This is a genomic window from Streptococcus sp. 121 (genome assembly GCF_016458205.1).
In the GTDB taxonomy this organism is placed as follows: domain Bacteria; phylum Bacillota; class Bacilli; order Lactobacillales; family Streptococcaceae; genus Streptococcus.
Genome location: NZ_JAEMED010000019.1, coordinates 15,433 through 33,535 on the forward strand (window position 1 = coordinate 15,433; position 18,103 = coordinate 33,535).

General features: G+C 42.0%; 17 protein-coding genes, 2 pseudogenes and 1 other annotated feature. Of the genes and pseudogenes, 1 reads left to right on the top strand and 18 read right to left on the bottom strand.

From position 1 onward, the window contains the following. Positions 1-36 precede the first annotated feature (36 nt). From JEQ21_RS05170 to JEQ21_RS05210, 9 genes and pseudogenes are all read right to left on the bottom strand, one after another. Positions 37-897, bottom strand: coding sequence for an aldo/keto reductase (locus JEQ21_RS05170; protein ID WP_199364400.1), 861 nt, complete (start codon positions 895-897; stop codon positions 37-39). Positions 898-1,017: 120 nt separating this feature from the next. Then, on the bottom strand, positions 1,018-1,803 hold the full coding sequence (locus JEQ21_RS05175; RefSeq protein ID WP_199364402.1) for an ABC transporter permease: 786 nt from the start codon (positions 1,801-1,803) through the stop codon (positions 1,018-1,020). Between the two features lies 1 nt (position 1,804). After that, on the bottom strand, positions 1,805-2,623 hold the full coding sequence (locus tag JEQ21_RS05180) for an ABC transporter permease (RefSeq protein ID WP_199364404.1): 819 nt from the start codon (positions 2,621-2,623) through the stop codon (positions 1,805-1,807). Position 2,624: 1 nt separating this feature from the next. Beyond that, positions 2,625-3,617, bottom strand: coding sequence for an ABC transporter ATP-binding protein (locus JEQ21_RS05185; protein WP_199364406.1), 993 nt, complete (start codon positions 3,615-3,617; stop codon positions 2,625-2,627). A gap of 253 nt (positions 3,618-3,870) precedes the next feature. Then, the gene (locus JEQ21_RS05190) at positions 3,871-4,515 is read right to left on the bottom strand and encodes a putative quinol monooxygenase (protein WP_199364408.1); all 645 of its coding nucleotides are present in this window, start codon (positions 4,513-4,515) and stop codon (positions 3,871-3,873) included. Between the two features lies 1 nt (position 4,516). After that, positions 4,517-5,425, bottom strand: a complete 909-nt coding sequence (locus JEQ21_RS05195; protein ID WP_199364410.1) for an amidohydrolase family protein — start codon at positions 5,423-5,425, stop codon at positions 4,517-4,519. 17 nt (positions 5,426-5,442) lie between these two features. Continuing rightward, positions 5,443-5,544, bottom strand: a pseudogene (locus JEQ21_RS05200) (GTP pyrophosphokinase); the annotation flags it as partial. 102 nt (positions 5,545-5,646) lie between these two features. Next, positions 5,647-6,074 (bottom strand): annotated as a pseudogene (locus JEQ21_RS05205) (GTP pyrophosphokinase); the annotation flags it as partial. Positions 6,075-6,135: 61 nt separating this feature from the next. After that, positions 6,136-6,498 (bottom strand): winged helix-turn-helix transcriptional regulator, encoded by a 363-nt coding sequence (locus tag JEQ21_RS05210; RefSeq protein ID WP_196091377.1) that lies wholly within the window; start codon positions 6,496-6,498, stop codon positions 6,136-6,138. Positions 6,499-7,359: 861 nt separating this feature from the next. Here JEQ21_RS05210 and JEQ21_RS05215 point away from each other — a divergent pair. Further along, positions 7,360-8,418 (top strand): TIGR03571 family LLM class oxidoreductase, encoded by a 1,059-nt coding sequence (locus JEQ21_RS05215; protein ID WP_199364412.1) that lies wholly within the window; start codon positions 7,360-7,362, stop codon positions 8,416-8,418. Positions 8,419-8,498: 80 nt separating this feature from the next. Here the strand turns inward: JEQ21_RS05215 and rplL are convergent, their stop codons facing one another. The 9 genes from rplL to mvk form a co-directional block, all read right to left on the bottom strand. Continuing rightward, positions 8,499-8,867: a 50S ribosomal protein L7/L12 gene (gene rplL, locus JEQ21_RS05220; RefSeq protein ID WP_196091376.1), complete on the bottom strand. Its 369-nt coding sequence runs from the start codon at positions 8,865-8,867 to the stop codon at positions 8,499-8,501. A gap of 61 nt (positions 8,868-8,928) precedes the next feature. Then, the gene (gene rplJ / locus JEQ21_RS05225; RefSeq protein WP_196091375.1) at positions 8,929-9,429 is read right to left on the bottom strand and encodes a 50S ribosomal protein L10; all 501 of its coding nucleotides are present in this window, start codon (positions 9,427-9,429) and stop codon (positions 8,929-8,931) included. A gap of 30 nt (positions 9,430-9,459) precedes the next feature. After that, positions 9,460-9,632 (bottom strand) — a sequence feature (ribosomal protein L10 leader region). 121 nt (positions 9,633-9,753) lie between these two features. Next, the gene (locus JEQ21_RS05230) at positions 9,754-11,013 is read right to left on the bottom strand and encodes a hydroxymethylglutaryl-CoA reductase, degradative (RefSeq protein WP_199364426.1); all 1,260 of its coding nucleotides are present in this window, start codon (positions 11,011-11,013) and stop codon (positions 9,754-9,756) included. A 47-nt stretch (positions 11,014-11,060) separates the two neighbouring features. After that, a complete protein-coding gene (locus tag JEQ21_RS05235) occupies positions 11,061-12,215 on the bottom strand; it encodes a hydroxymethylglutaryl-CoA synthase (RefSeq protein WP_199364414.1) in 1,155 nt (384 codons plus the stop codon). A gap of 24 nt (positions 12,216-12,239) precedes the next feature. Continuing rightward, entirely contained in the window at positions 12,240-13,424 is a 1,185-nt protein-coding gene (locus JEQ21_RS05240; RefSeq protein ID WP_199364428.1) for an acetyl-CoA C-acetyltransferase, read from the bottom strand. Between the two features lie 99 nt (positions 13,425-13,523). Further along, entirely contained in the window at positions 13,524-14,525 is a 1,002-nt protein-coding gene (gene fni / locus JEQ21_RS05245; protein WP_199364416.1) for a type 2 isopentenyl-diphosphate Delta-isomerase, read from the bottom strand. Continuing rightward, positions 14,522-15,520, bottom strand: coding sequence for a phosphomevalonate kinase (locus tag JEQ21_RS05250; protein ID WP_199364418.1), 999 nt, complete (start codon positions 15,518-15,520; stop codon positions 14,522-14,524). The genes fni and JEQ21_RS05250 overlap by 4 nt, the downstream gene beginning before the upstream one ends. Further along, positions 15,507-16,460 carry a diphosphomevalonate decarboxylase gene (gene mvaD / locus JEQ21_RS05255; protein WP_199364420.1) on the bottom strand — a complete coding sequence of 318 codons (954 nt, stop codon included), beginning with the start codon at positions 16,458-16,460 and terminating at the stop codon, positions 15,507-15,509. Before mvaD ends, JEQ21_RS05250 begins: the two co-directional genes overlap by 14 nt. Then, entirely contained in the window at positions 16,442-17,302 is an 861-nt protein-coding gene (mvk, locus tag JEQ21_RS05260; protein ID WP_199364430.1) for a mevalonate kinase, read from the bottom strand. The genes mvaD and mvk overlap by 19 nt, the downstream gene beginning before the upstream one ends. Between the last annotated feature and the right edge of the window lie 801 nt (positions 17,303-18,103).

Genomic DNA, 18,103 nt, shown 5'->3' on the forward strand with positions numbered 1-18,103 from the left:
GGTTACCACACCATTATTTGGAGGTCTTTTGCATGATTAATCATTTGCATGAATGTCGTAAGCGCTTAAGAGATAGTCGCCAATACCCGGTGCGTCCGGGTCGTGTGAGCCTTTGCCCTTGTCTAATGCGCGAATTTCTGCCATTTCTTCAGCTGTTAGTTCAAAGTCAAAAATGTCCTTGTTAGAAGCCATCCGAGCTTTCTTGGTCGATTTTGGTAAGGCCACAATTCCTTCTTGATTTTCAAATCGTAGGATAATTTGACCAAGGTCTTTTCCATACTTCTGGGCCAGCGTCGCAATCACCGGTTCCTCAAAAAGAGATTGGTTCCCTTGGCCAAGCGGTGCCCAAGCTTCAATCACAACTTGATCCTTCGCCAATAGGGCGCGCAGTTCTTTTTGTTGGAAATAGGGATTAAACTCCACTTGGTTCACGGCTGGAACTGTTGCAAAATGAGGAACGAACTGATTCCAGTATTTTGGGGTAAAGTTGGAAACGCCAATCGATTTGATTTTTCCCTCTGCTTGCGCTTCTTCCAAAGCCTTCCAGGCTTCCTCAACCCGACCGTATGGTTGGTGCAAGAGGTACAAGTCCAAATAATCCAAGCCCATTTTTTCAAGGGTGGTGTCAATCGTAGCCTTGGCTGTCTCATAGGCAAAGTCCTGAATCCAGAGTTTACTTGTCACAAAGATCTCTTCTCGTGGAATTCCAGAGTCTTTGATGGCTTGACCGACTTCTGCTTCATTAAAATACGCTTGAGCCGTATCGATATGACGATAGCCGACTTCCAAAGCCTCTTTCACGGCTGTATAGGTAGAACCATCTGCAGGAATTTGGAACACCCCGAAGCCAATGGCTGGGATTGTGTTTCCGTCGTTTAATAATACTGTTTGTGTCATGTTCTATACCTCTTTCACTTGATGTATCTATTATATCCCTGTTTCCAGGCCATGCATAATGCAAATACCGCAAGGTACTATCCACTTTTTGCATACCCGTGGTCATGAACCAGCGCTTTCTTAAGACCCCGCACTCTCATAAGCATCTAAGCCCTTATTCCATATTTTTAAAGATAGGAAAAAGAAGAATAAAGAAATCAAAAGGAGGCCGCCTATGTTAAACCAAGCATTGGTCCCATTTAAAAAATAGCTAGCGGGATAATAGGCGGTGAAGGCAAAGGGAACCACGAAGGAGATGAACCAGCGGAAAAGCGAGTTATAGATAGCCAGCGGGTATTTGGCAAAATCATTAAACATATAAAAGATATAAATAACGGCCCCTGATTGCTTGGTCCAGAAAGAAATCGAAGCGGTCGCAATTTTCAAGGAGGTATAAATTAAGGTTGAAAAAGGAATACTGAGAACAAAGAGAAACATCTTGGTTCCAGTCCACGAAATACTTGGAGCCGTTGTTGACAACAATAGGATTCCGACCAACAATTCTCCCAAGGCATCCACTTGGAATTTCTCTACCAAAATATGAAAGATGGGATTTAGCGGCCGCGTTAAATACTTATCAAATTCACCCCTACGAACCATCCGTAGTCCCAAATTCCACAAATTGTCAAAAAACAGATGATCAATCCCCTTGGGAATCAAAGAAAAACCATAGATAAAGGCTACTTGCTGGAAAGTCCAGCCCTCAAGGGAAGGAATAAACTGAAATAAGACCTGAAGAAAGAAGATATTTAGGCCTTGTGTTAAAAACACTCCTAGAATGCCAATCAAAAAATCGGCCTTGTATTCCATCATTTGCTTGAGATACTGCCTGATAAAAATCAAATGCATACGCTGATATTTCCTCATCCTAACCTCCTTGGATTGTAATATGAGATTGGATGCGTTTCCAAATCAATTGAGAACAAGCAACCATGACCAAGAGCCAAAAGACCTGCAAGGAGCAAGCTATAAGCATTTGTTCCAGTGTATATTTACCAAGTAGAATCATCACAGGAGTGTAAACCAAGGATGAAAATGGTAGGATTTGGAGCACATCTGCTAAAAGGGGAGGTAAAAAAGCCAATGGAAGCAGCCCGCCTGACAAAAAAGCTACCAAAGAATCCTTCAAAAGATTAGTTCCCCATAGATTCTTTAAAACAAAGGCTGAAAAACCAAAACACAAATTAAAGTAAAAATGAATCAGAAAGGCCAAAGCAAGACTGAACAGGTAAACAAAGCTTACCAGTAAAACCTGAAAGAAAGGCGTTCCGGCTAACAGTTTGGTCACAGCCACCAAAGCCATGAAAGGAAAGCCAATCGTCATCAAGAGAATCCACTTGCTTCCAAGTTCCGTAAAAAGAAAGGAGGTCGCAAAGTGAACAGGCCGAAGCAAGCGCATCACAATCGAGCCTTCTCGCACTTCTTCCCCAATCATAAAATAAGAATCGGATTTGATCAGTAGAGTTGTCACAAAACTCATCAGAATATAGAAGGTCATATCGGTTCGATCAAAACCTCGAATCAGAGCCTGTGAGGATGAATCAAAGACAGCCTTCCACAAATAAAAAGCGACAAAGGCTCCCATAACATCCCCAATACGCCAGAGGAAAAAATGAAGCCGATAGGTAATCATCTCCTGCATGCCCGCACTGATAAAGGGTTTATAGCGTCTCCACAATTTAGTCATGCTAGAGCTCCTTTCGATAGAAGCGACGAACAATCTCTTCAATGCCCGTGTCCGCCATTTTCAAGTCTCGAACCGCAAAATCAGAGAAGGTAGCTTGAATCAAATCTGCTGTTTGGTACCGCGAACTGTCATACTGTATATTCAAGACCAAATCCGCTCGATCAACCTGAATATCCGGAAGCCCTACAAACCTCGATTGCTTTTCGGCTTGTCCCGGGTAGAGTTCAAAGGTCAAGTTTTTGATTTTTCCAAACTTCTCCTTGAGTTGATGGACTGTCCCATCAAAAATTTCCTCCCCCTTATCAATCATAAAAATTCGGTCACACAGTTGCTCAATATCGCTCAAATCGTGGGTTGTTAAGAGAATGGTGGTCCCTTCTTCTTGGTTAATTTGAGTGATGGCCTGACGAATATTGTCTTTGACAGAGACATCCAAGCCAATGGTCGGTTCATCCAAAAAAAGCACTTGCGGATTGTGCAGTAAGGAAGCCGCAATATCCGCCCGCATCCGTTGACCTAAGGACAGGGTCCGAACCGGATCCTTGATAAATTCTTTTAAGTCTAGGACTTCATTTAAGAAATCCATCCGTTTATGAAAGGCTGCATCCGGTACGTCATAGATTTCCTTTAATACCGTATAGGTTTCCTGCAGGGCCAGGTCCCACCAGAGCTGCGTCCGCTGACCAAAGACAACCCCAATGTCCCTCACATACTTTTCTCGATCTTCTTGAGGGATTTTTCCATTGATGCGGCAATAACCAGATTTCGGTTTTAAAATCCCCGTTAGCATTTTTATGGTCGTGGATTTCCCTGCACCATTAGCCCCAATAAAGCCAAAAATTTGCCCCTTGGGTACCTCGAAAGTTAGACCCTTAACCGCCTCAAACACCTCTTTTTCGGGTTTTACCAAGGAACGAATCGCACCTTTTAGCCCAGGTTCTTTGATCGTCTTGACAAACTCTTTTCGCAAGTCCACTACTTCTATCATGGTCATGGCACACCTCCCTTAAACGCAAATCAAATACTCCAAAAATCAATCTTTAACGAGGAAATGAGTCGCAGACAGTTCTGAGAGGGGGTTTGAGCTTACTGAAGTGGCAGAGATAAAAGTCCCACCCCCGACCTGACAACCGTTAAAAAGATTTTTGAAGAATCTATTTTTATGAAAACGTTTCCTCTTTTTCCAGTATACCCCTTTTATCACGAAAAATACACTAGAATGACAAAGTTTCTAGTGTATCCTTTCCTTATCTTAGTTTTCCTTGACTCATGCTGGCGTCATTGATCAGGTCTATGAGCTGTTTATCGACCACCAAGTCTTGGGTCTCTGCCAAATAGGTTTGAAAATGCTCAGTCTGACGATGTGCTTGATAGGCTTCAGGACTGGCATAGACTTCAAAGAAATACCAAACTTGTGGCTGCTCACGATCCTTGACCGCATACATAGCCAGGACTCCCTCCTCCTCTTGCAAGGAGGTTTTCATGTTTTTCAAGACACTTTTTTCAAAAGCGGAAGCCCCTGCCTCTGTCACTTCAACCTGGGCAAACTTCAACTCCAAATGTCCAGCACCAATCCAAATTTCAGAAGGTAGTTTTTCCCTCAAAAAGATTGGTTCTACAGGAATAGCTCTACGCTCTGTCAAATAAGGCCCAGCTTCCTGGCTATAGCGCATAAACTGTTCGGAGGCACGATGGATTTCATAATGATCACTATCCTGGTACACCTCGCAGACCACATATGAACCCGGTTGCTCCTTGCGCTCTGCTACAAACATGGCCAGAGTCCCAGGCTCGACACGGTGAGAGGTCTCTAAGTTGTAAACACCCACTTCATGCAAGAGCGCTTGATGTTCCTGATCTGTAGCAATACTAAATAAGTTTACTCGAACCATGTTATCCTCCTATTAATTTCTTGAAATTTTCAGCAAAAATGGCATCCTTATCCTGGTCGGAAATCGGCAACTGGTTGATGGCCTCCACAATCACTTCTGTCGCCCCAGCCGGTGCGATGCCAAGAGGGGCGTCCGTACCAAAGAGGACCTGGTCTGCACCAAAGTACTCCAGCGTCAACTCAAGGGCCTTGGGATTTCCCAGAATGGCCGTATCGACATAGAACTTGTGGAAATCTGCAGCTTGCTCCGGCGGTAAAATATGCTGAATCCGCTCGCCAAAGAAAGGCACCATCGCTCCCGCATGATGGACAATCACTTTCAAATCAGGAAAATCCTGGAAGATGCCAGCTTGGACCAGCTGCAGCATGGCCTGGGTCAATTCGTATTCCCAAGAAAAGACGATATTGTTATCCGGCTTGCGCTCATCAAAAATCGGATGCAGCCAAATGGGCAAGCCCAAGCGATGACAGGTTTCAAAGACAATCCGATAAGAAGAATCTGCAATCGACTTGCCCAAGGCGCGTGTGAACAACTGAATTCCTACCAGTTGCTCAGACTCCGCAACCTCCTCCAGTATCTTCACAGCCTCCTCGAGATTGTTCATCGGAACCATGGCCACACCTGCCGGATACAGGTCAGACTGACTGACCACAAGATCTGCCAATTCCGCATTGGCTTCCCGACAGAGGGCTGCCGCCTGATTCGGATCGACATAGTCTTCCGGATTAACATTGACATAAGAAATGACTTGCTGGGTTTCCCCATCCCACAACTGCCGTCGCTGCTCCAAATCCGTTAACAATGGATGTTGGATAAACGGGAAAATTTCCGGCAATTTTGGATTAATCTCCAACATTTTCTGATAAAAATTGGGCAATAAAACATGGGCAAATACATCAATTTTAGACATCACGTCTCCTAATCCTATTATTTTACAAAATGACGTTTGAACAATTGGTGACTCTTAATATTTCCTAAAGCATCCTTCTCACCCCAGATCTGTAACTCCCAAGGATAGTAAAAACGACTCTTATAGTCTTTTAGTTTGATTTTAGTACAAGGCAGCGAGTCGCAGACAGTACTGAAGTACGGCAAGACGAGCTAACACAGTAATAAAAGATAAACTAAAAGAGTATGTTTTTGAAGTAGATGTGAATTCCTACATAGCCATCAACATCCCTAAAATCCCAATTTTTTAAGCCACATTCTTCTTTCCAAGAATCTAATCGTTCTAAAACCTCCCGAATTTGTTCAGAATTTAAAACGATTCTAGCACAAAATATATCATGTAGAATATTGTTAACAGGGCATTGAGTCTGGCGAGCTTGAAATCGCTCAATTTTATCCAAGATAGACTCAGCCGTTTTTACCCTGTAATAATAATTGATATCTTTTAGATTTACAAAATACAAATAATCATTAATGGATTCGTGTAAATTCAAGCGATAGGATAGAATAGGTGCAATAGGAACCTTTGAAAACGTCTGGGATAAATTTACTTTTTCAACTTTTCCCTTCTCAAAATAGTCTTGAGAATATTCCAAGTGAATCCGATTCATTTCATCAATCAAACGTTGGAGCTTTTCAGTGGGGCTTTTTCATCAATTGGAAACTCTATTATTAAGGTTGTTTTTTCATATGCTCTTGTCCCCATACGAAGAGTGCCTCTAGCGTAAAAACCAGATTCAGTCCTAGTTCAGTAAGGTGATAACTAACTGATGGAGGAATTGTTCCGTAGTCCTTTCTTGTCAAAAGTCCAGCTTCCTCTAATTCACGTAAACTTTTTGTCAACATCGTATTGGTTATATTACCAACTTTTCGCTTAAGTTGATTATAATGAAGGCCGTCTTCCAGCATTAATTGCCAAAGAATTGGTACCTTCCATTTGCTTCCTATAATTTTCATTGAATAAAGAATGGGACATTCCCCGGTGAAACTAACATTCAATTGGCTGATTTTCTCTTGCGCAGTCTTTAAATCCATATTATTACCTCACAATAGTTTTAGGGAAGAAAAAAATGCGTACTTATTTTTCTCTTTTCACATTGCTATTCTATAATTATTAAAAAAAATGTCAACTATTTGATTAAAAAAGGGGGATAACTATGAACAATTATACATTCAGCGAGTTGCATCACGTGACTTTATTAATAAAAAGTTAGTCAAAGTATCTTAAACGAAATTATACAAGAAACACAGTTAACTCCTTCTTTGGAAAATTCACAACCCTGGAAAGTATCTATTGCAACATGTAGTTGTTTAAATTGTATTAAACAACTACATGAGAAAAAAGTTCTTAGTATTGCAAAAAGTTTGGCTGATATCCTACCACCACAAAGCTAGTCAATCCATACTAAAGAAAACATTAATAACCGGAAACAAGACTAGGCGATGAAAATCAGGAATAGTTTAGACAGCATAGTCTAAACTATTCCTGACTCCTGCAATCGATTACGTCACAATGCCAAAGGTTACGAGTCAGTTTTTCCATATATGAGATAGCTGCTCTTGAATATCGTATCTTTTTAGCTGCGATAGACCTTGATTTATCAACCATCCCTGCCTATGAATTTATTCACTTCCCAGAGGAAATTCGTGAAGTATTCCAAATCTTAGAACAAGAGAATATTTTTATGGAAATCGGAATTGGTTAATTACTTATTCAAGCAACAGCGAGCTAAATACAATATAGACTACGGGAAATCACATCTTTTAACATAAATAAGTAAGTGGAATGCTTCAGAGATTGATTTCAGTCCTTCACCATTTGAAACTGACCTCCATGGTTTTTAATGTCAGTTTCAGTTATCGCTACAATTTTCTATTAAAGACAGAGGAAAAAATATGGTACAAGAGAATAATAAAATACATTTACCCAAATTTTCAATTTTAAACAAGGATACTTCTTCCTTTGTAAATTCTTCTAGAAGCAAAAAAAGCAAAGATTCGACCAGTCGAGAACTCATACATCCTGCTTTTAACAAAGTCTTTCAACAAGAAAAACTAACATTCGGGCTTATAGCTCCATTTAAAGGGTATCCAGATACACCAATACCCGACATAACAGATCTAGGAAACCTAGCGAATTTAGCTGAGCAAGCGGGATTTTCGATACTATGGCTCCGAGATGTACCTCTATACGACCCTAACTTCGGTGACGTAGGACAAGGATTAGATCCTATTACACTTCTCGGCTACCTTACAGCTAAGACACAGTCAATTAACCTCGGAACTGCTGGATTAATATCTACACTTCGTCATCCTATTCATCTAGCCAAGAGTGCTGCCACAACTGCACTTCTATCTGGAGACCGGTTTATACTCGGTCTATCTGCTGGAGATCGCCCAATTGAATACCCAATCTTTCAGCAGAATTTTACAGATAGAGCAGAACGCTTCAGAGAAGCATGGGACTTGATTCGTACATTGACACGTAAAAATATAAGTTTTCCGAAATTTGAAGGTCAATTTTACAATTCTCTCAATGGAGGAGTAGATTTTATTCCTAAAGTCAATCAAGATTTACCGATGGTTTCCATCGGACGTTCAGGACAAAACATCAGTTGGTTGGCTAATGAAGCAGATGCATGGATTTGGCATGGAGTTGATCCACACACCACTCAAGATATCATTAACTTGGTGAAAGAGAAAAACCATGATGGCCGTTGGCATCCTTTTGGATACGCTAACTTTGTAGAACTTTTAGAAGATCCTAATGCACCTGTAGAGCTTTTCCATAATATCTATCTACGTGGTGGTTCTAATTCCCTTGCCAATTTTTGGCAAGAACAAAAAGAACTTGGCCTCTCACATATCACAATAAATCTTAAACCTAGCAAGCGTCCTGCTAACGAAATCCTACAAGAAATCGCTGAAAACATCATATCAAAAGTTAACAACTGATTTCAACTTTTAGATAAACTCAAAAATGAAACCCCCACGACTCTAGGAATCGTGGGGGTTTTCATCAATTGGAAACTCTATTATTTAAGAGTTACAGAAGCACCAGCTTCTTCCAATTTAGCTTTGATTTCTTCAGCTTCTGCAGTTGCAACGCCTTCTTTAACCATTGCTGGAGCTCCGTCTACAAGCTCTTTAGCTTCTTTAAGACCAAGACCAGTGATTTCACGAACAACTTTGATTACGCCGACTTTTTTGTCGCCAGCTGCAGTCAATTCAACGTCAAATGAATCTTTAGCAGCACCTGCATCAGCAGCACCTGCTGCAGCAACAGCTACAGGAGCAGCTGCAGTTACACCAAATTCTTCTTCGATAGCTTTTACAAGATCATTAAGCTCAAGGATTGAAGCTTCTTTAATTTCAGCAATAATGTTTTCAATGTTCAATGCCATTGTGATTTCCTCCAAAAAATATTTTTAATAATTGTGTGTCTAATAGACTAGGCAACTTGGATTAAGCTGCACCTTCTTTGTCGTCTGCAACCGCTTTGACTGCAAGAGCAACGTTGCGAACTGGCGCTTGAAGTACGGAAAGGAGCATTGAAAGAAGTCCTTCGCGGTTTGGCAATGTAGCCAAGGCCATGATTTCTTCTTTGCTTGCGACAGCGCCTTCGATAGCACCACCTTTGATTTCAAGTACTTCAGCTTCTTTAGAAAAGTCATTCAAGATTTTTGCTGGTGCAACAACATCTTCATTTGAAAAGGCAACTGCAGATGGTCCAACAAAGACATCTTCCATTCCTTCAAGACCAGCTTTAACAGCTGCACGACGAAGAATAGAGTTCTTGATTACTTTGTACTCGACTTCGCTTCCGCGTAGGTTACGACGAAGAACTGTATCTTGTTCTACTGTCAAACCACGAGCGTCCACAACGACGATAGATGCAGCGGCTTTCATTTTCTCAGCAACAACATCTACTAATTCGGCTTTCTTAGCAATACTTGCTTCACTCATTGTATGTTTACCTCCGTTTTTATTTTGCTTGGGACAATTAAAAAATTCGCACCCAAACCTAGACACGAAAGTACAAATCGTTATGTCAATTCGAAAAACACACCTAGCAGCGATTTTTCTGAATGTCCTCTTACGTTTTGTCCTCGGTAGGATTTTTATGAGTTGAACTCCCCTACTGTCTTAGGCAGTTTTTTCAAACCGTAAATAATCATAACATAGGCCGTTACGAATTGCAAGGGAAAAAGTTGATTTTTTTTGGAAAAATTTCAGTTTGAAAAGGTTTTTAAAAGGTTTGGGTACCAATCACTTGTTCCAGCTTCCAACTTACTGGTTTCGCATGTCTTTTAGAACTTCCTTAGCCAGTTGCAAATTGGGATGAGAACTTTTTCGCAATACGGTAACTAATTCAGCAACTTCCTCCACTCGGGCACCTGCATGCAAGGCCAACGATTGCAGCTGCAATTTCATATGCCCTGATTGGATGCCCGTTGTCACGAGCGCCTTTAAGGCCGCAAAATTTTGACAAAGACCTACAGAGGCAATGATCGCAGCTAATTCTTTAGCGGTCACTTCCCCGAGGAGATTAAAGGAAGCTGCAACTTTGGGATTTAGACCAATGGACCCACCTACAGTCGCAACGGGTAAGGGGATGGTCATCTCTCCAACAAGATTGTCTCCGTCAATCGTCCAAGTAGATAAGCCTCTATAAACTCCGTCTCGGCTAGCATAGGCATGGGCACCGGCTTCTATGGCACGCCAATCATTTCCTGTTGCAACCACAACTGCGTCAATCCCGTTAAAAATTCCTTTATTGTGGGTTGCTGCTCGATAAGGATCTAGCTGGGCCAACAAACTAGCCAAGGCTATTTTGTCTGCTATTTGAACAGCTTCCGCTTTTTTCAGTGATAGTTTGGCAATAGGAATTTGACAACGGCTTGTTACCAAGGAGTCCGTCGCATAATTAGACAGAATTCCCATCAAGGCCTGTCCTTGACTAATAGATTCTAGAGGCTCTTTCAATGCCTCCAGCATAGTATTCAAGATATTAGCTCCCATAGCCTCTTGGACATCTACATGAAGATAGACAATCAAAAAGGGCTCCTTCACCTCAACCGTCAGCTGACGGGCACCTCCACCTCTTTTGACAATGGAAGAATAGGCTTGATTGGCCATCTGAAGCAGTTTTTCTTCTTCATTCTGGATTGCTTCTTTGGCTTTTTCCACATTCTCCACTTCAAAAAGTGCCACTTGTCCAATCATCTGGCGCTTGTGACTAGAGGTTTCAAAACCGCCTGAACGGCTAATGATTTTTGCCCCGAAAGACGCTGCTGCCACAACGGATGGTTCTTCCGTCACCATAGGGACTGTATAGTTATGCCCATTCACAAGAATCTCTGGTAATACCGCATAAGGAAGAGAAAAAGTTCCTAAATGGTTTTCCACCATCTTTCCTGCAATCGACTCAGGCAGGTTGGCGTCTTCCACTAAAGTAGCTATATTCTCCTCTGTCAGAGACCTTTCTTTGTGGAGGAGGGCAATCCGGTCCTGTCGTGATTGTTTATAAAAACCTGAAAACATTGAAATCATTTCCTTTTCTAAAAGGGGGCTGAAAATACCTTCCGCCCCCCTTTTTAATGATGATACATACGTTTGAACTCACTTATTTTCTCTAAAGCAAAAGGACTGTCATCTGGAGTCAAATTGATAGAATTACCAGCCTCATCCAAAACGATCTCCTCAAAGAAGATTTTTTCGTACTCCTCAACTGAAAGCTTTGTTCGTTGGTTTAAATGGTCCATGCGATTTTCTTGAAGAGAGGCACTATATCCTTCTACCAAGTAACCACTGAAAATTTCACAAACAGCCCCACTTCCATAGCTATAGAATAAGATTTCATCCCCAGCTGTAAGTGCCTGAGAATTTTCTAGCAAAGATAAAAAAGATAGGAAAATGGATCCTGTATAAATGTTTCCAACCACTTGATTGTAGATAATGGCTTCGTGGAAACGCTCTGTCAGACGATCCAAGGTCTCTCCCTCATTCGCAATGGCGCGTAACCCTTTCAAGCCCTGTTTTGGGAAAGGAATGTGTAAACACATAGCCGCAAAATCTTCGAGGTCCTTGCCTGTCTTTTTCTTGTAATAATCAAAGGTCGTTGTCAAACAATCTGTATACTGCTCAGTTGAGTATTTACCATCCACTCGTGGATATTTATCATCATTGGGTCTCCAAAAGTCATAAATGTCCCGTGTTTGGCAAACATTATCTGAGTTTAGAACCAAAATACTTGGATCTGCTGTTACAAGCATGGCTACCGCACCTGCTCCCTGGGTAGGCTCTCCACCTGATGCAATTCCATATTTGGCAATATCACTCGCGATGACTAAAACTTTTGAGTCCGGATTCTGAGCAATATGCGTTTTGGCTAGGCTTAGACCAGCCGTTGCACCATAACAGGCTTCTTTCATTTCGATAGAACGGGCAAAGGGTTGAATCCCAAGTAGTCCGTGAATCACCACAGCTGCCGCTTTACTCTGATCCACACTCGACTCAGTCCCCACAATAACCATATCTATGGCCTGCTTGTCTTCTTCTGTCAAAATCGCTGCCGCAGCCTGTGCCCCTAAGCTAATAATGTCTTGGGTCACTGGAGCAACAGCCATCTCTGATTGAAGTAATCCAATCTTAAATTTATTGGGATCAACATTCCGAGCTGCAGCTAAATCAGCTAAATCCAAGACAAATTCTGGAACGGCAAAACCAATCTTATCAATTCCGATTTTCATCATGTTCTCTGTTTTGACTCTTCATTAATAAGCTTGTGCATTGGAAATAATCAAAGAAATTCCTTGACCGCCTCCAATACAAAGCGAGCAGAGTCCTAACTCCTTTTCTTGTTTCAACAATTCATGGATGAGGGTCACCAAAATGCGACTACCACTAGCACCAATTGGATGTCCTAGCGCCAGAGCCCCACCATTCACATTTACAATTTTTGGATCTAAATTAAGTTCGGAAATGACTGATATCGATTGAGCTGCAAAAGCCTCATTCAACTCAACCAAGTCTAAATCCTCTGTCGTTAAGTCTATCTTCTCAAGAGCTTTCCGAGTTGCTGAAATCGGACCCAAGCCCATATAAGCAGGGTCTAAGCCACTTGTTGCATAGGACTCGATATAGGCTAGAACATCTACACCAAGTTCACGCGCCTTGTCCTCCGACATGAGAAGGACTACAGCACAGCCATCATTAATTCCCGAAGCATTAGCCGCTGTGACAGTTCCATCCGATTTAAAAGCTGGGCGTAAGGTCGCCAGTTTTTCAATTGGAGTTAAGCGAGGGTATTCATCCTCTTGAAAAACACGCTCTCCCTTTCTCTCCTGAATGGTGATGGGAACAATTTCATCCACAAATCGTCCACTGGCAATGGCCTTAGCTGCTTTTTCTTGACTTAAATACGCAAACTGATCTTGTTCTTCGCGACTAATCTTAAATTTTTCAGCAACATTTTCGGCGGTGATTCCCATATGAATGTCTTGAAAGGCATCTGTTAAACCGTCTGTTAGCACGGAGTCTTCCAAGGTCATGTTCCCCAACTTATTTCCAAAACGACTGGCTTTGGATAGGTAGGGTGCCTGGCTCATGATCTCAATACCACCTGCAACAACAACTTGATTGTCCCCAAGTAAAATGGATTGTGCTGCTAGAAGGACAGACTTGAGGCCAGAACCACAAACCTTATTCACAGTATAGGCAGAGGTCGTTTCTGGAATTCCAGCACGAATGGCTATTTGGCGAGCAATATTTTGACCATGTCCAGCAGAGAGAACATTTCCAAAAATGACCTCATCCACCACCTCAGCAGGTATATGTTTTTTCTCCAGGGCAGTTCGCAAGACCTGCGCTCCTAAATCGGCTATCTCAATATCTTTTAGATTGCCCCCAAAACTACCGATGGCAGAGCGATAGGCAGCAACGATAGCTACTTTATTCATCATAACACCTCAATCAGATGATTTTGAACCCAAAGTTCAACTTTACTATTATACCACTAATTTTCAGAGATAGAATCATTCTCTAGACCTAGACAGGTTTCATTTCCCATAGATCTGGTTAGAACTTAATTTCCCATGCAGGAGATAAGGCACAGATTTTAATTCTTCTAGATTGCGACAGTTCAGAGCACACAGAATGATTCGCAGCTCTTCCTTCCACTCATTCACGATCTCAATGACCTGATCAACCGTATAACGCTCCACCAAGTCTAACATTGTTCGGGACAATCCGACAGCTCGAGCCCCTAAAACCATGCATTTGACCATATCCAAGGGATGTCGCACCCCTCCTGACGCGAGGATTTCAAGGTCATCCACCAAAGGTTGGGCATTCAAAAGAGCCTGGACTGTAGTCTGCCCCCAATCATCCAAATAACTCCGTTTGCCACTTCGCTGGTTTTCAATGTAGGCAAAACTCGTTCCACCACGACCTGAAATATCGACGGTTCGAATCCCCATGTTCAATGCCTTTTTCATGGTTTTCACATCCATTCCAAAGCCAACTTCCTTAAGAATAATAGGAACAGGAATTTGCTGGGCGTAGGCTTCCAAGTTCTGTTTCCAGGATCTAAACAGACGTTCTCCTTCCGGCATGAGTAGTTCCTGCATCACATTCACATGAACTTGTAAAAATAGGGGATTCATTCTCTCTACCGTCTGCAGTCCCAATTCTACAGGTTTATCGACACCAATATTGGTTGCCAGCAGCAAGCCTGGAAACTCCTCTTTTGTTGGGTAGGACTGATCCTTAGGATTTTGAAGAGCTGCGCTATATGACCCCGTTACCATCAGAATTCCTGTAACCTCAGCTACCTGAGCTAATTTGCGGTTTACTGCGGCAGCTTTTTCTGAACCACCCGTCATGGCATTGATAAAAAAAGGAAATTCAAAATCCTGACCTGCAAAGTGGGTCGAAAGGTCAATATCTGCCAAGTCATACTCCGGTAGAGAGGAATGGATTAACTCCATATCATCAAAGCTATTATAGGGGGATTGATAAGCCAGTGCATACTGGATATGTTCATCCTTACGATTCCTCACGATAAGTCCTCCTGATATAGTAGTTGGATTCCAGCTTGCTGCCAATCCTGAAGCAAATGCTCTAACACGTCTTTGTCAAAAACAAAGGCTATTCCACAGTCACCACCTCCTGCCCCAGAGGACTTCGCCACGGCATCATATTGACTGGCAAGGAATCGTAATTGATAAAGCTTTTGGGTATAAATGGCAGGGCTAAGATTCTCGAGTAAATCACTGATGTGATTCAGACTTTCTTTGACCCCTACTCGATTTCCTTTTAGGAAAGCTTCTTTACAACTTAGAGTTACTAGATTCATTGCCCTTAAAAATTCCGAATCAATGGCCGCCTGCACCTGCCGAATCAAGTCTTTGGAAATAGCTGGTTGTCTCGTCCAGCCCACTAAAAATTGACACGATAACTGGGGATGAATGACTTCAATCTGATATCCCCAGTCTAAGTCTAAGGTTTCCTGTAAGGAATGAGTTTCGAGATAGAGACGCACGCGCTTTCGATCAAAGGATTGAAAACTAATAAAGGCATCATAAGCGATACAGGCCAGATCACCCATCGAGCCATTATCCCCCCGTGCCAATAAAACATAGGAGGCAAGTCGAAACAGAAGATCTGGGGACAGTTCGATTTCCGAAAAGGAGGCCAAGGCTTTCAAAACCAGGATGGTTACGGATCCACTGGACCCAATCCCATACTTCAACCCATCTTCTTCCATCTTCCCTGAAATCTTCAATTCAAATGGTGGGAGATCGACTGGATTCCTATCTCTATAGCGAGCCCAAACCTTAATCGTTTCCTGTATAAGGCTATAATTCTCATCCTCTTCCATACCAACCGAATACTCAAACATATCCGAGTGGAGCTGAATACTGGAAGCCGGGCTAATACTTGCCTGCATGTAAATAGGAATATTTTTTATTAAAGCCGTTTGGCCAGGAGTTAAAATCGCATATTCGCCAGCTACATAGAGTTTTCCACAAGAGGTTACCTTAATTGTCATCACTTGGATCCTTTGTTCCTGAACTGATCACTTGATAGCCATAATCCTTTTCAAAAATCTGACTTAAGTTTTTCAAGTCTGATTCCTGACACAATACTTTAACATTAGGACCCGCGTCCATGGTAAAGTAACACTCATGGCCTTTTTGACGTAAACTTTTCACCAAGTCCATCGCCTTGTAGGACTCGGGTGTCAAATAGTTAAAGGATGGGTTCGCAAACTCATTCGTCCGGTGCATGGCCAAGGCATTTTTTTCAGTCAATTGCCCTACTCTGGTAAAATCGTTCTCCTTCAAATACTGAAGCATAGCCTGATAATCTTTCTCGGACTGAGCGATCCAATCTTGGAAGACGGTTGAGGTGCTACTTGCAATCTTCATCCCTTCCCGGCTAGAAATTGGTTTTTTGTTGGCATTCAGAACCAACATGATCATTCCCAATTTTAAATCTGTTTCCACCTGGTAAATCTCACCAGTGTCCTTATCCCAAGCAGCTATAGGTCCAAAGAAAGAGCGTGAAGATGAGCCTGACGCAAATTTAGCTTTTTGGGCCAAATCTGATCTGCTGTAGCCTGTTTCAAACAATTGATCGCAGGCCTTCACCAAAGCAGACAAACCACTGGAGCTAGATGACAAACCTGCAGCAGTCGGCATAATGTTGTGAGTTTCAACTTTCACATAGGTATTAGGATTGGTGCGATACTGGTCAATAACCGCTGAAATTTTAGCATGTTCCTTTTCATCCTGCAATAGACCATTGATATAGAATAAGTCCTTCTTTGCTTCAGCAGGTAAAAAACTGGCAGTTGTAGTGGTATACAAATTGTCGAGTGTAAGTGAGATACTGCTGGTTGATGGAATCATCCGCTCTGCATCTGCCTTTCCCCAATATTTGACAATGGCAATATTCGCATAGGATTTGACTGTTACACTTTTTCTATCCATACCTGTTGGACTCCTTTTTCAAATAGTTTTTCACGAATCACAAATGCGTCCTCCAAATTTGCTGCAAGAGCGATGACACAACCACCGAGACCACCGCCACTCATCTTAGCACCTAGAGCACCGGAAGTTCTAGCCTGGTCCACTAACTCATCTACAAAAGTCAGGCTAACACCAATAGCCCTTAACTCTTCATGTGCTAGATTCATGAAACGGCCAACTCCTCGACTATCCTGTAGCTTAATGGCAGCCTCTGTTTGCTCAGCCAAACTTCCCAACATTGCTAGATGAGGACGATTGGTTTCCTCAAATTGTGCCACCTTCTCAACCGCTTCACGTGTATGTCCCTGAATGCCTGAATCCGCAATCACCAAATAGGCATCCAAAATGACGTCTAAACTCTCAAATCCCCTATCCCTACTGAATTTGATGGGGGTATCAGACAGACAGGTTTTCGCATCAAGGCCGCTAGGTTTGCTGTGGGCAATCTTTTCCGCTTGATGGACTAACATTTCTAATTTTTCTAAGGGTAGAAACTCATCGAAATAAGCATACACAGCTCTAATGGCAGCGATCGATACAGCTGCTGAGGAACCCATTCCACGTTTTTGAGGTACCTGTGAATCGATGTTATAAGATATCTTGGCCTCCAACTGATTTAGGGAAGAAAGAGCCGCATAGATTGCAGTTGAGAGGGAATCTTCAAAATCAAAGGTTAGCATTTGACTAGCAGGCTCAATCCTACAAATAGCCTCGATTCCTAGTAAGGGGAGGGCAATAGCTGAATAACCATACACCACTGAATGCTCTCCCATTAAAATAATTTTACTATGGGATCGCCCCATACCTCTATCTACCACATTCCTTACCTCATAGTTCGTTATCCTAATCTGACGTCGTCAAACCTCTTTGTTGGAGTCTATCGATTGCGTTCACAAACGCTTCATCGAAAATAACCGACAGGTCTATCAGAATCTTCATCGGCTTTCCTAGTCATTTTTTTAAATTTCTGTGAGTATTTATTGTTCTCCCTATTATACCATGCTTAAAGCAAAGTCTGAAAGACTACCTTCCTTCTCAAGTGGTAAGAGGTTTAAAGGATCGATTCTCATTAATACTCATTACATTTCAAAATTTGAATGCGTTAATCCTCTTCGCCGAACCCCCAGTTCTGTCTTCATCGGATTGCCTTTTCAGATTTCAAACTGTTTCGAGTGTAAATTCAAACTACTCTGATCTTGCCCAGCCTCCTCTTTGAAAAATTCGAGTATTCCTATGGTGATAGTCGTTATGTATGGCATTATCGTATATTCCTTGAGCCATAAAAAGAAGGGCTAGGGATCCCCCAACCTCATCATATTTTATCAAACAAAACAACCATTTGGTCCACAGGTCCTATCTGATGACTCCGCCCCCAGACGGACTCCCGAGTTTATCACTTTGTGTTGTAAGCAATCCAGCTCAACCGCTTGATAGAACTGGATTTTTTCAACATTTTTCACACAAAATACTTGTTGTGTATGGTTGTGTATGATATAATAGAAATATGGCTTTTATTAAAACGACTACTAACAAAGAAGGTCGGACTCACGTTTATCTTGTTGAAGGATATCGTAAGGACGGGAAAGTAAAACAAAGAATACTTC